The sequence below is a fragment of the Pseudomonas sp. C11 genome, from assembly GCF_034683865.1.
GTDB lineage: Bacteria > Pseudomonadota > Gammaproteobacteria > Pseudomonadales > Pseudomonadaceae > Aquipseudomonas.
Genome location: NZ_JAWIIP010000023.1, coordinates 1 through 13,931 on the forward strand (window position 1 = coordinate 1; position 13,931 = coordinate 13,931).

General features: G+C 54.4%; 8 protein-coding genes and 1 pseudogene. 3 read left to right on the plus strand and 6 right to left on the minus strand.

Annotation, left to right across the window (positions count from 1 at the left end; translation table 11 throughout):
• Positions 1 to 278: 278 nt before the first annotated feature.
• Together VC352_RS24155 and VC352_RS24160 are read left to right on the plus strand one after the other, a co-directional pair.
• Positions 279 to 560, plus strand: a pseudogene (locus VC352_RS24155) (integrase core domain-containing protein); the annotation flags it as partial.
• A gap of 155 nt (positions 561 to 715) precedes the next feature.
• A complete protein-coding gene (locus VC352_RS24160) occupies positions 716 to 1,072 on the plus strand; it encodes a histone-like nucleoid-structuring protein, MvaT/MvaU family (RefSeq protein WP_322982043.1) in 357 nt (118 codons plus the stop codon).
• A gap of 168 nt (positions 1,073 to 1,240) precedes the next feature.
• Here VC352_RS24160 and VC352_RS24165 read toward each other — a convergent pair whose 3' ends face one another.
• The 6 genes from VC352_RS24165 to VC352_RS24190 all read right to left on the minus strand — a co-directional run bounded on the left by VC352_RS24165 (position 1,241) and on the right by VC352_RS24190 (position 11,012).
• A complete protein-coding gene (locus VC352_RS24165) occupies positions 1,241 to 2,200 on the minus strand; it encodes an LLM class oxidoreductase (protein ID WP_322982044.1) in 960 nt (319 codons plus the stop codon).
• 249 nt (positions 2,201 to 2,449) lie between these two features.
• Entirely contained in the window at positions 2,450 to 3,346 is an 897-nt protein-coding gene (locus tag VC352_RS24170; RefSeq protein WP_322982045.1) for a LysR family transcriptional regulator, read from the minus strand.
• Between the two features lie 159 nt (positions 3,347 to 3,505).
• Positions 3,506 to 4,498: a zinc-dependent alcohol dehydrogenase family protein gene (locus VC352_RS24175; RefSeq protein ID WP_322982046.1), complete on the minus strand. Its 993-nt coding sequence runs from the start codon at positions 4,496 to 4,498 to the stop codon at positions 3,506 to 3,508.
• A gap of 190 nt (positions 4,499 to 4,688) precedes the next feature.
• The gene (locus tag VC352_RS24180; protein WP_322982047.1) at positions 4,689 to 5,675 is read right to left on the minus strand and encodes an MBL fold metallo-hydrolase; all 987 of its coding nucleotides are present in this window, start codon (positions 5,673 to 5,675) and stop codon (positions 4,689 to 4,691) included.
• 266 nt (positions 5,676 to 5,941) lie between these two features.
• Complete coding sequence (locus VC352_RS24185) at positions 5,942 to 9,751, minus strand: hypothetical protein (RefSeq protein WP_322982048.1); 3,810 nt, start codon at positions 9,749 to 9,751, stop codon at positions 5,942 to 5,944.
• Positions 9,752 to 10,004: 253 nt separating this feature from the next.
• Positions 10,005 to 11,012: a hypothetical protein gene (locus VC352_RS24190; protein ID WP_322982049.1), complete on the minus strand. Its 1,008-nt coding sequence runs from the start codon at positions 11,010 to 11,012 to the stop codon at positions 10,005 to 10,007.
• Positions 11,013 to 11,838: 826 nt separating this feature from the next.
• On the opposite strand from VC352_RS24190, the gene VC352_RS24195 reads away from it, so the two are divergent.
• Positions 11,839 to 13,269: an IS1182 family transposase gene (locus VC352_RS24195; protein ID WP_322982050.1), complete on the plus strand. Its 1,431-nt coding sequence runs from the start codon at positions 11,839 to 11,841 to the stop codon at positions 13,267 to 13,269.
• The last annotated feature ends 662 nt before the right edge of the window (positions 13,270 to 13,931 follow it).

Consider the following 13,931-nt stretch of genomic DNA (forward strand, 5'->3'; position numbering starts at 1 on the left):
TCATCGGCATTCCCCACTGATTTGAATCCATCAAATCACAGCAAGGTCGATGCCAGCGTTTTTACACAGCCTGGGCCGGCTCCCGACTGTCATGACTGGCAGAGGTCTGCCAATTGCTGCCAGCTAAAAACAGTCAGCACTTGTGTGGTTAAAGCCATCCCCTTTTTAGCCTTTTAAGCGCTCTACAATGCGCATTTTGCCTGACGCCATCTCATGACACGATTGTTTGCCGCTGCGCTTATCCTGCTTCTTTCCATCACGTGCTTAGCCGACGCTCCTGCAGCCGCCTTTTCCGGCAGCGGCTATGGCACTATCGGATGGAGCAGAGCATGAGTCGCCGGGGAAACTGTTGGGACAACTCGCCAATGGAACGACTGTTCCGCAGCTTGAAATACGAATGGATTCCGGCGACCGGCTACCTGACAGCTCAGGAGGCTCAGCGGGACATCAGTCATTACCTGATGCACCGCTACAACTGGATCAGGCCACATCAGTTCAACGAGGGGCTACCGCCTGCGGTGGTCGAAGAAAAACTTAACCCACTGTCCGGGATGGGTTGACCACTACAGTTCCGCGCTCTAACCAGTCAAAAACAGTGATCAAGTGTCTAGGAAAGTCAGCGCGGTTCAGGAGGCTTCTTTCGACCTACCGTTTCTAATATCCTGTAGCTACTTAATATCTCTTCGACACACCTCAAAAAACTAGGGAAATATCAATGTCAATCATTGCCGAATACAAAGCTCTGGAAGCCCAAATCGCCGAGCAGCAAAAGCGCCTCGAAGCCTTGAAAGGCGACGAGAAACTCAAGCGTGAAATCGAGTTTGAAACCAAACTGCGCGCCCTGCTTGCCGACTACAACTACTCCCTGCGCAACGTTATCGCCCTTCTCGATCCGAATGCTGCCAAGGCCGCCGCAGCGCCGGTGAAAGTTGCTCGTCGTGAGCGTGCTCTGAAGCGTTACAAGAACCCGAATAACGGTGAAGTTGTAGAAACTAAAGGCGGCAACCACAAGGTACTGAAAGCTTGGAAAGAACAATACGGCGCCGAGACTGTTGAGAGCTGGCTGCAGTAAGCTTGAAGCTGCATGATAGGGCTGCGACTGCGGCCCTTGTTTTTTCTGGGTTAAGTAGCGATGGTGCTCATAGATTTGTCCTCCGCGTACGGGAGGACAAGGATGATTAGCCAGGGCATGGGGCGTTAGCCGGCCAAAAGCGGACGTGCAGTTAATCTTAGTATTCCTTTAAGCAAAGAGCGGAAGCACATACTCCGCAAACTCTTGAATACTTTCCTTAACTGGTCGGTGCGACACCCTCATATTCAAAGCAATGTGCGACACACCCTGGTCACGCTGTCGCTGCCAAAGACTGATGAGCGCATTTCGCCCTCCACGCAGTCCGCGTCCCCAGCGAATAGGAGCATTGGGGTCTCTATCCAGCTCAAAGAAGGTTCCATAGCCGTAGGGTTTGAACGTCGCAGGCCCACATGCGGACTGCCAGTAGCTAATTACTGAAGACAACTGTTCAGGATTGCTCTGGTGCCATATCCAACCATCCATATGCTCTGCCAGCCAAGTTATCTCTTGGCCACAGCGCCCCACTGCTATCATCGGCAGTCGTGTGTGAAATGCCTTGGGAACCAAATCTAGAGTTCCATCCAACATACCGAAGTGAGTCGACTTGTGGACGGGAAATGACCCGTTCGAGACGGAACGAATTACGGCATGCGCGTCACGAAAGCGAGACTCTCGTTTGTCGAAGTCGATTCCAAACGCCGGGTACTCTGAGGGACGATCTCCTGTCGAAACCCCCAGCATGAATCGCCCTTGGGAGAGTTGATCGACCGACAGCGCTTGCTTGGCTACAGCAATAGGTTCTCGCAGCGGAAGAACCACTCCGGCAGTGCCAATTGCAATGCTACGAGTGGCCGCAGCAAGCCAAGTCGCATACACCATGACGTCATATATCTGAGCTACATCCCCAAAAGCGGGGTCTCGCAACGGCACATCACGTAGCCAAAGTGCAGCGAAGCCCAGATCGTCCGCAAGAGCTGCTAGCTCTGTATGCTCTGCCATGGTCGGAGTATCGCTAAGAGGATAGCCCTCTAATGGCGTTAGTAACCCGAACGTCAATTTTTCCGGGACAAACACCCTGGCAAAAACACTCTCAGCCAGCCCATACGGGGGCTCTCTTTTCTCCAACATCTCCGCTCTCTCAGGTGTTAGCGCCGGTAAGCCAAGCGGTCGCACGACTGCCTCACTAACCTGACATCAAATGAACTCTGCCAAAAATGGGTAGGCACATTGAGGAGAGCTAACGCCCTGCTACAACAACCCATTGCAACGACTGGCGTAATATGCAGCTGCTGAGAGAACAGTACTCGTCGAGAAAGGTGAGATAAATTCGCAAAAGATTCATGGACTATTATTCAGTCCGATACCAATGAAACAGTACTAACGCCTTTTCTCTTGGAACAGCGCGCTGACCCACTCGACGAATACCCGCACATTCGGTGATAGATGACGTCGATCTGGGAACAATACGGAAACTGCCTTAGGCTCGACTGGAACATCAGGCAGCACCTCTACCAAGCGTCCGCTATCGATATAGCGCTGCAATGCAGGGCGTAGTCCCTGCACCATGCCAATCCCTGCCAATGCGCAGTAAAGTAATGCCTCGGCGCTGTCAACGACGATGCCGCTACGCATCTTTATGCTGATAGTTCCGCCGTCGCTTCTGAACCGCCAGGGCATGACCTGACGACGCTGTTCAATCATGAAGTTGACCGCGACGTGCGCCCGCAAATCGTCCAGTGTTCGTGGTAGACCGTGCTTCTTTACATAGGCAGGCGCAGCACAAGTCACCAAGGCAATGTCGCCAATACGCTTGGCAACTAGGCTTGAATCATCCAGCTCCCCCAGTCGCACGGAACAGTCGATGCCTTCAGCAATCAGGTCGTTCAGATTGTCGGAGGCACACAGGGATATTTCCAGCCCAGGGTAACGCTCCATCAACTCAGGCAGTCGTGGGATGATTACGGCGTGGCCGAGTACTGTCTGCATATCGACCCTGAGCTTTCCTCGCGGCGGACGAGTTGGTGAAAACCAGTCTAGTGTGTCCGCTAGATCAGCGAGTAACTTTAAGCTGCGTTCATAGAACTCGTCGCCAGCGGGAGTGGTGTTCACTCTACGCGTAGTGCGATGTAGCAGTTGCACACCCAGTTCCTGCTCAAGATTCTGGATGAGTTTGGAGAGTGCGGGACGATGCACATTGAGCGCCTCGGCAGCTTTGGTATAGCTACCATGCTCAACCACTGCAACGAACATTTGCATGGCTTCAATCAGGTTCATAGCCATCCTCTACACACCTCCGTACGGCGCCAGAACTACTCTGCACTGAGGATCATAGCGAAGCTGCTCTCTCTCAGGCAGCAGAGACAAAAAAGCCGTCGCTGTTCGTGAGCAAACAACGACGGCGTATGGCAGTCGATGACTGCCGTAGGAGTTCACTCAGTCAACCACAACGACAATCTTACCGATTTGCGCATTCGACTCCATGCGGCGGTGTGCTGCCGCGATGTCATTGAGTGAGAATACCTGGTCGATGACGGGCTTGAGCTGACCACCTGCCAACCCCCTGATGACGAATGCCTTTGCATTGGCCAGTTTCTGCATATCCGTGGTGATTTCAAACAACTCGTAACCGCGCACGGTCAGATGCTTGCCGAGAATATCGAAAACCGGAACAGGGATGTCGCGATGATCCAAGGCGCCATACTGGAAGAAGATCCCGCTGTCGGACATGGACTTGATCAGCTTGGTCGCTTCGGGGCCACCAACCGGATCGAAAACGATACGCGCGCCCCTGCCACTGGTGATGGCTGCTACCTCGGCAACCAAATCCTCTTCCTGGGTAGCAATGACATGCTTTGCTCCAGCATCCAGCAGCGCCTGCCGCTTGGCACTCGTACGGGTAAGTGCCACCGGTATGGCACCCAGCATGTTGGCAATCTGAATCGCTGCCAGACCGACACTGCTCGACGCTGCCGGAATTAGGACGGTATCACCAGCTTGTAGGTTACCGTACTCCACCAGCGCGCCGTAGGCGGTTACAAACATCATCCAACTTGCCGCCGCCTCCACGAAGCTAAGGTTAGAGGGATGTTTGACGACAGCATGCTCAGGCGCATTGACCACCTCGCCATACATGCCGTAATCGGCAAAGGAAAACGCTGGCACGACGCTGACCAAGTCACCAGGCGCGATGTCGCTGACATCACTCCCTACAGCACGGACAACACCGGCTGCTTCATAACCCAGCTTCGCCGGGAACTGGGGGTCAATAACGTACTGCCCTGTGCGATACATGATTTCAGCGCGGTTCAAGCCGATGGCTTTTACTTCAATCTGAACCTCGTGTTTTTTCGGCTGCGGTACTGAGACCTCTTCGAGAACCAGAACATCAGCGTCACCAGTACGGTGAAAGTGGACAACCTTGGGCATGGCACACCTCATTAATGACAAAAGATAAGAGCTACTACTGGGAGGTGATGTCGATGCTACTGACTCTGTTGCGGCTGATAGAGCGCTGGCCAGCTCACAGATTGGTATTCATAAAGAACCAATGTGCTGCTTAGATATCAATAAAAAAGCCACGACGAAGCCGTGGCCTTTCTCATTCCGCAGATGCTACTCAGCGTTCAGAGTTAATAGGGTTTCGGTACTCAACAGGCACCCAGCTGTAACCCTTTTCCTCTTTACGCAGATGTCCAATGCCAGGAAAAGGCAAGTGCGCTGCCGCCACCAGCCAGCGCTCCTTCGCGGCCTCGGCGAACAGCCGGGTACGCGATGCCACCGCAGCCTTAGGGTCGACGTCTACTGCTATGGTTACCTCAGGATGGGGCAGTTGCACCGAATGTACGTGCACGATGTCTCCCCAAAGCAGCAGCTTTTCGCCTGCCGAGCTGAGCAGGTAAGACGTGTGGCCAGGGGTGTGACCATTCGACGGAACGACCTGAATGCCCGGAGTAATGGAGTCGCCGTCATTGAAGGTCTTGAACTTGCCTGCTGCTGAGTATGGGGCAATTGCATCACGCGCCATCTTGAAGAAGGGGCGCTGATCTTCAGGCAATGAACCTTCCTGCTTCACATCGAGCCAGTAGCTTGCATCGCGACTTGCGGCCCAGACGGTTGCATTAGCAAAGGCACGCTTGCCGCCTGGCAGGCTTACACCACAGGCATGGTCAGGATGCATGTGCGTCAGCAGCACCGCGTCGACTTCTTCCGGCTCATAGCCGGCAGCCCGGATGTTGTCGACCATTCGCCCCATGGTTGGGCCGAAGCAATCAGACGAGCCCGAGTCGATAAGCACCAGCTGTTTGCCATCATCGACAAGGAAAGCATTGACTGCCGTCTGAACGAAGGGAGCCGCCTTCTGATATTCATGCAGAATGTGCTCCTGGATCTTTTCCTGCGACATACCCGCGAGGTGCTTGGGATCCAGGTCGATATAGCCGTCATAAACAGCAGTCACCACGGTGTCGCCGACCATCTGCCGGTAAAAGCCTGCTGCTTGCTGGTAGTGGTCAGCCGGAGCCGCCACTGCCGCTTGTGTGGCGACAGCCATAACCCCGATGACACCAAGCGTCTTCAGACGCTGCGGTAGATTCATTGCACCCATCACATACTCCATAATTAGGCACCATTGCCTGGAGCGAAATCGTATGAGCGTGCAGTACACAGACCTATAGCGTCACCGGAACCAGACTGGTAATAAAAACCCATACAGTCAGCCGGAGTCTATGAAGTGCCCAGACATGGGTGAATGGCTGCATTTGGCCGACTCCAGCCGATGGCGGCCAGCCGCACCCGGCCAAAAGCGGACATGTGCTCAGCGCAATTTCCGCAGAGGACAGACCAGCCATTAGTCCCGGCAAAAGCTGCTAGTTACACAGGGCTGGCTCCAAGGTGCTCTGCATTAGCATCGCTGATAACAAATGGTGAGTCGGCAGATCGTAGCCAGGCGTCTAAGGTGTTAATCTGCACAAAGTACGTTGGTACCTCATACGGGGGGAATCGTAACCAAAAGTGCATGTCCTTCGACACGTAAAGCTCCGTCATTAAGAGCGGTTTCTCCGCGGGTTCTGGCCACCCAAGCAAGGTTCGCAACGTGTCTGTATTCTTAGCTAGGAAGTTGCGCCTCCTTTCGACTTTTCCCAGCTGGCCGGAATCACTTCCCCGCCCGAAAATCCGATCCCGAAGTCGACGTGTGTCCTTCAGGCAAAAGGCGGGCTGATTGTATTTACACTCAGCGGTCAGCCATTGGTTCTCCTCCGGCAGGTAAGCCAGTACATCGAAATCACCCACGTCCGGAAATTGCTGTTTTGGAAAGCGGCGCTTGAAGTCTATGCCTTTAATGGCATAGGGGATGACGCGGGAACAAACTTGGTATGCGCGGTCTTCCAGTCCATCCTCCAACTCCTTCTTAAGCTGAGCTACGGCGGCATTTACTGCTGGCCAGGGGTAGTCAGCAGGCAGATAACCCGCTGAAATTGATCCAGTCCAGATACGTCTAGCCCTTTCCACTGCTGCTGCCCCCCATAGCAATCGACCGCCCGGTAACTCAATGAGCGGTCGTATTGTGTGGCGACTGCCTCGCTTGGAGTGCTCCCATACCGGGACATCGTCCTCAGTGACATCCCTGCCTAGCAAGCGCCAGGCCTGGTCGGGCGTAAGCAGGAGAAACTCTATTACCTTTAGTGCAGCGTCTATAGGCATTTCTGGGTAAGCGTTCACTATCCGCTCTGCCATAACTTGCCGGTTGGAGACGTAGCTGCAGGCGAGCTCTTGTTCGCCGCCGGCCGACACCCACTGGATGAGAGTGGAGAGTACCTGCAACATATGTGAGTAAGAGAACCGTAGGTCTTTCAAGAACGCGGTGTCTAAGAGCTCAATATATGCTTGTACTGAAAGCTCCGTCGTGACCTTGTCTTCCTCCGCCACGTTGATGCCCAACCGCAGGGCTGCCATCTCTCGCCCATACAAGCCTTCCTGCGAATTGCGCACTTCTGAGTAAAAGACCTCCGGAACGTACTGGTCGTCTACCCGAAGACCGCCCACATCAATACCGTGGTGTAGTACATCGCTGGCGCCATATAGAACAAAGAGCCAGTCGACCATAGCCAGAATAGAAAGGACCGCTTCAGCTTGTACCGGCGAATTTTGGGGCGAGGTCAAAACCAACGCACTCTCGAGCAGGTAGCGGTAGTTTCTACTCTCACGGACAAACTTTTCGTGAGCCTCGGCTAGCGTTTCCTCTCGGTCGAAATCAACCTCATGGCGAAGGCTCTGCGTGATTCTCAACTCGTCGCGGTCATATGAAGCGATCAGGGCGTCGTATTGCTTAACGCAATAGCTCAGCAGGCTTTCGCGATCTAATGCGCGAATGCGCTGGTGCACTGCGTCCCGGTATGCCACACGGGCCGGGTTGATCAGCGCCTTGGCGACATCAAGCTCATACACTCCCGGGGCCACGCCTTGCGCTTTAAGCAGGATGGCTAGATCGCGCCGGGCCACTTTGTAATCCTCAGCTCTCGGCACCTGCGATCGTGTGAAGTCCGGTACGTCCACTGTGCGCTGCATATGCTTGAGGGTAAAGCGTGGTCGGCGAGCGGCTGTGTCCGCCAAGGCTTGGCGCAGTTCGGGCGGCATTGAGTTGCCCATTACTGAAAACAGATGCTCGACGATCACCAATGCACAGACAGCTTCGAAACGCGCATCTTCAGCATCTTCCAGATCCCGTACCAGTTTCGCTAAATTGACAGTGACTCGGGCTTGGTAGCTGTAAGCGTCCGGGTTCGGCATATCTGCCCAACCTGTGATGAGAGGGGTGGCCACCGACTGCTGAGTCTGTTCTTCCCCAGCGGATGCCAGTAGGTGGTCTGCACTGAAGCAATGCAGATTTATCCGACGTAATGGGAGCTGTAGGAGCGGCGCGATAATCGATGCTCGTTCGGAGATGCTGTCTGCAGCACAGTGCACAAAGAGCTCAAGTAACGCGCCATCCTGTGGTTCTAGCCCGACTGCCTCGGCATCGAGGATAAAATGCAGAGTGGTTGTCCCGATCACTGACGACCATGCGAGTTTGGGAGCGTTTTTGGCAACAACCCGTGCCAGCGAGCTCATACCCTTGCGTTCATGTGTCTCCCAAACACTGTTCTCGTCCGGAAAGATGAGTGGCGCATGCTTCCAGAATTCTTTGAGTTGTCTGTAGCGCCAAGACGCTCCCCAGTGGGGGTCTAAGCTAAGGAAGTTAGGGATCAACGCTCCTACAATGATCTGCGCATGAACGTCCCGGAATGACCCAAACAGGTCGCCCAAATCGCTGAATGCGCCGCCACCAAATTCTCCTAGTCCATCCACGTACGTCCAGAACCGTGCCAGTTCTTCCACCGATACAATTGAATCAAAAATCGTGCATGCATCTACTAGGGGCATCAGGCGAGCGTCAGGGCTCGGCTGCTTAGCCATAGAAAACTCAGTAGAAACAGAAGCATTCACCAATAGGATATGCACCGCTTGGGGCCCGGGTACCTCGCCGTTGGCATCCCGGAGCTGGAACCCTTCGGAGGTGCCTGCGAACTGGAGACCCCAGTCCTTGTTTCGCATGATACGGCGCATAACGGTCACAGCCTTGCCGGCCAAGGCTAGTTGGCCGGGTGGTACGGGGACTACCAAGAAGTTGTGTGAACCGTCGAAGAGGGCGGCGGCAATGGGAAGCGGCGCACGCTCACTGCTCGAGCGTAGTAGCAGTGGCCCGGTCAGGCAGGAATGACTCTGGATTCGCTTAGCCACGTAGCTGCTCAAGCGCGTAGCAACTCGGGCTGGGGCGTCCTGCGCAGATTTGGACCAGGAGTCGATTACAACCGTCACTGCGTTTCGTAGCGAAACGGCAAAGAGCACTCCATGGATCCTAGCCGCAAGCCAAGGCACTGCTTTGCCTGTCATCACCGCTTCGCTGAAGCTACTTGCATCATGCCAAGAGGCAGGGTGCCCCAGCTCTGCGACGTAGTGATCTCGAAGCTTCTCAACCCCCGATAACTGTTTTAATGCCAGCGAGATGACCTCCCAAAAAGGCACGGGTGGCACCTCGACATGCCCAGGAGTTGTTTCGTCTTGATCTCCGCCATTGTTAGGAACTAAACGAAGAAGTTCGCCCTGCAGTCGGATTGCGCTCTCCAGATCGGCCGCGGCCTGGGTGCCATCCGCGTGGCAGATGCGGAATGCTTCAATATGATCGACGACGCGTTGTACGGGGCCACCATGCAGAATGGCAACCGGCTCTTGCCCGAGAAGAATCTTCACCTCGCCCCAGTCCAACTCCGGCACGTAATCCTCCAGCATGGAGAAATCTGGCAAGGCCTCGATTAGTGCGCTGCAGAATTCTGAGAATTCCTCGTAAGTGGTCATACGGGCAGGTGCGAAGCTATCAACCGGTGTGGACACCAACAGGCTGAAGGCGAGTTGGTGCTTGACCTGGCTAGCACGATTCGGTTGCCAGAGATCCAAGATGTTGACGGCAGTGAGCGCGTCACCTGGATGGAAGCGGGTGAGAACCTCACGCCCCCGGCTGCAGGATACTTGGAAGGCTTGGTCAAACATCTTCCGTCGTTCGTCCATAACACGCTGCATTTCAGCTGACAGGTGTGGCTTTTTAGCCGGTGAGCGAGCTGACCTCTTGCGCTTTTTCTTATTCAATTCCCTTCTCCTGATACCCGATCTGGCTTGACGAGATCACCGTGCAGACCGCGCCCCTAGGAGATCATCCAGATTCAGATGTGTAATTTACGCCTGTGGTTGCAACAACCGGCTCGGATATGGATACCTGATCCACTGCTTGCTCATCCTGCACTGATTGGGAACTAAGCACTCTCCTTTATGATGTCCTCATGACAATGATCGGGTTAGCTCACAGAAAGAACCCGGTAGAGCCCCTTTGCTATCAAAGAGCTTATGGTGCCTCGATCTTGATCAGGGAGGCCATAAGACTCTCGTCCAACCCGGCGTAATGGTCTTCCAAGCCATTGAAAGCTTCATCACCGTTCACCGTAAAATCTCCGCAATACAAGGGCGGGTACCTGAGCTGAAAGATTGTGGGGGTGAGTGTTTTACGCTCAAGTATCTGTTTGTTATTGCTAATCAGAGCCTCCTTGGCACTCTCAAAGTACTCTGGAGCCACCTTGGCGGTCTTAGCTACCTCCGCTAAAAAGCCTTCGTGGCTTCGCTCGAAATAACCAGCCCTGAAGGATTTCCAGCAGTCGAAAATCTCGTAGACCAGCTCTTCACGTAGGCTGCCACGTACTGAGAGCGGAATTGTGCGAAATTTATTCAACGTGGCAACAAGGATCGATTCGTATGGCCAGTTTTTCGCGTAGTCGGCGAGGTAATTATCCCCACTGTTCTGCCTATTCCATTCGCAGGCCTCAATTACGCTCGCCGCTAACATATCATCTGGCATGTTTAGCAACCAAAAGCAAAGCGAAGCGGCAAACTCATATGTGGCCAACATATCAGGCTCTTCAGCCGACGCAGCCAATGCATGGGCAAGACAGTGGTATTCAGCAAGGCTAGAGTTATAGATAAATGCCATTTCTTCCTTGGCGAATAAATGCTTATCAATCTCCCATGTGCCGGCCTTGCGCATATTGGGTGCAGCGTCTCTCAACTCCTGAAAATAAGCGCAGCACTCGAGCATACTCCCCAAATATATCGGTGATTTAAAAAGATGATTACGACCGCGCTTGTCATCCGGCTTGAAAAAGCACACAGAGAAATGCTCAATGTTTTCAGCAAAGATAGGCTTGCTAAGCCTTACCGAATGACGCCACGGGAAAGGAATACCTTCTGCTGGATCCATTATAAAAAACTTTAACCCTATATCCTTTTTTAGTTGAACAATGGACTGATTTTCTGGAGCTGGGTTCTTGACAAGATTAAATATATGCCAAAGAACTTTCATACCTCGAATCGAGCAGTTCATGTCAACCCAATGCCGTAGCTCATGCACCATAGGCCGCAGTAAATCCTTAGTCCCCTGCACTACTTCGACCCCCTGATTCTCTGGATCACGCAATGCAGCCCTAAACCTTAGCATCGCATCACGCTCTACTGTATGCAGATGTACTGTCTGTGTGAAATGGTTATATTCCGCGGCGCTAGATCTAAGGATATGTGTTATTCCATTATCAACCATTTTGAAATCCTGGTATGAAAAGGGCGAAGGCCCTAGTTTTTATACTCAAAAAGACTTACTGAACCAGGCCGCTATCGCCATAAGCGGACGACTTTGCCAGCCTACTTCTGCAACACAATGGCGAAAGATTCTTTCAAGTTTTTCGCGATGAAACTCGATACATCGCTGGTTTTTGCCGGCAATAGCCGAGTCTCGGTAGGCGATGCCCCCCTCCCGACGATCCATGTCAGCTAGAAGTCCGAGTTTATCCGCTCCAGATCGCCTGCGGCTGTGGATTTGGCGATTACCTAGTAACGTCAGCTCATCCCTTGGGCTCTGCTTAGGAGCCGGGGTTCGCTAGAAGGTAGGTTCGCCGGTGACGGCAAACTGTAGATCACGCGTTCCTGGGCGGAGTGAGGCGTCCAAGAGCAGATGTCCTGATTTGGCAGGAGAGCACCTTGGCTGCTTCTACGCAGATAGGTGCCGGTCACCGATTTTGCATTTCGTCTAGAGCTGCTCCTCACGAATGACCGCTCCTGGCCCAGGCTGTGTAAAAACGTTGGCATCGACCTTGCTGTGATTTGATGGATTCGAAATCAGCGGGGGGGTGCCAATGAAGCGCTTTATCCAGGGAGAGCATCGAGGGCAAAGCACGCTGCTTCCCGAGAGCTTGGATGACTACGTGGCGGACACCAACCCGGTGCGGGTGGTCGATGTTTTCGTCGATGAACTCGACCTTGGCCAACTGGGTTTCGAGGGTGTCGTCCCGGCGGAAACAGGTCGGCCCGCTTACCATCCTGCCGACCTCCTGAAGATCTACATCTACGGCTATCTCAATCGCATCCAGTCCAGCCGCCGTCTCGAACGTGAGGCTCAGCGCAACGTTGAGTTGATGTGGCTGACCGGACGTTTGATGCCGGACTTCAAGACTATCGCCAACTTCCGCAAGGATAACGGCAAGGCAATCCGCGGCGTCTGTCGACAGTTCGTGGTGCTGTGCCAGCAGCTTGGCCTGTTCTCTGAAGCGCTGGTGGCCATCGATGGCAGCAAGTTCAAGGCGGTCAACAATCGCGACCGCAACTTCACCAGCGCCAAGCTTCAGCGGCGAATGGAGGAGATCGAGTCCAGCATCAACCGCTACCTGACGGCACTCGATACCGCAGATCGTCAGGAGCCTGCCGTGGCGCAGGCCAAAGCCGAACGCCTTCACGACAAGATCGCGACCTTGAAAGCCAAAATGCAGGAGCTCAAGGAAATCGAGGTTCGGCTCAACGAAACACCGGATAAACAGATCTCCCTGACCGATCCCGATGCCCGCTCAATGAAGACCCGGGGCAGCGGCGTGGTCGGCTACAACGTGCAGGCGGCGGTCGACGCGAAGCACCACCTGATCGTGACGCACGAGGTCACGAACAACGGAGTCGATCGAGACCAACTGAGTTCGATGGCCAAGCAAGCGCTAGAGGCCATGGGTGTCGAGGAACTCTCGGCGGTCGCAGACAGAGGGTATTTCAAAGGCGAAGAGATCCTGGCGTGCCATGAGACTGGAATCACCGTTTTCGTGCCCAAGACGCTGACCTCGGGCGCGACAGCGGCTGGCCGCTTCGGCAAAGGTGATTTCATCTATGACGCAGCCAAGAATGAGTACCGCTGCCCTGCTGGGCAAAGTCTGATCTGGCGGTATTCAAGCGTCGAGAAAGGGCTGAAGCTGCATCGCTACTGGAGTTCGCACTGCCAAGGTTATGCGTTGAAAGAGCACTGTACGCCGAGCCCGCAGCGCCGGGTGAGCCGCTGGGAGCATGAGGCAGTGCTCGAGGCGATGCAGAGTCGCCTGGATCAAGCGCCCGAGATGATGCGGATCCGCCGGCAGACGGTCGAGCATCCGTTCGGCACGCTGAAATCCTGGATGGGGGCCACCCATTTCCTCACCAGAACGCTCGACCGGGTGAGTACCGAGATGAGCCTGCACGTGCTCGCCTACAATCTCAAACGCGTGTTGCGCTTAATGGGCAGCGATGCCTTGATGGCAGCGATGAAGGCCTGAGGCCTGTTTTACGACTCTTACCGTCCTCCAGCACGCGCGCCGAAGCCGAAAGTGCCATAACAACCAGAATCACCGATTGCGCCCGATTGGGCCTCCGACGGCCTCCTGGACACTGAGAAAATCCCCCGGCAGTTGATTGCCATCGCTTGCTGCGTTTTTACACGGTCTGGGCCGTTTGCAGCCGGTCGTAACGGGCAGAAAACGGCCAGAAGCAGTAGTACTAGTACTAGCCCTAGCCTCTGATAACGCAGACCATCGCATGCTGGGCAAAGAAGCGGCTAGGTAGCCAGCCAACTGCGAGTTGCTTCCCGTAGTGCTATGCGCTAACGGGGTAGAACCCGTGCGATTGATACGCTACTTTCGGGCGCGTACTGCTCGATAGCTGAGGCAAGGTCAGAGAGTGAAAGGCGGAGAAAAGCCTCTAGTTAGCGGCTGCCATAGCCCCGCTGGATCTATGGCAGCCGCTCAATAGTGTCTAGGAAAGCCGAGGCTATTCACACTGCATTCTATGCAGTCAGTTGTAGAAGGGGGGGGCAGCCTCCGCCAGAACCTCGACCTCCGTGGCAGCCGTTACCAGCTGTCGGGCAAGATCAACATTCACAAGACCGGCAAGAGCACTGCGGAGCTATGCGCAAGCCGGTACGCACCGACCATCGCAAGGC

Excerpts from the sequence above, each read along its gene's own strand:
- VC352_RS24160 (WP_322982043.1), top strand. The coding sequence starts at position 716 with ATGTCAATCATTGCCGAATACAAAGCTCTGGAAGCCCAAATCGCCGAG.
- VC352_RS24165 (WP_322982044.1), bottom strand. The coding sequence starts at position 2,200 with ATGTTGGAGAAAAGAGAGCCCCCGTATGGGCTGGCTGAGAGTGTTTTT.
- VC352_RS24170 (WP_322982045.1), bottom strand. The coding sequence starts at position 3,346 with ATGAACCTGATTGAAGCCATGCAAATGTTCGTTGCAGTGGTTGAGCAT.
- VC352_RS24175 (WP_322982046.1), bottom strand. The coding sequence starts at position 4,498 with ATGCCCAAGGTTGTCCACTTTCACCGTACTGGTGACGCTGATGTTCTG.
- VC352_RS24180 (WP_322982047.1), bottom strand. The coding sequence starts at position 5,675 with ATGGGTGCAATGAATCTACCGCAGCGTCTGAAGACGCTTGGTGTCATC.
- VC352_RS24190 (WP_322982049.1), bottom strand. The coding sequence starts at position 11,012 with ATGAAAGTTCTTTGGCATATATTTAATCTTGTCAAGAACCCAGCTCCA.
- VC352_RS24195 (WP_322982050.1), top strand. The coding sequence starts at position 11,839 with ATGAAGCGCTTTATCCAGGGAGAGCATCGAGGGCAAAGCACGCTGCTT.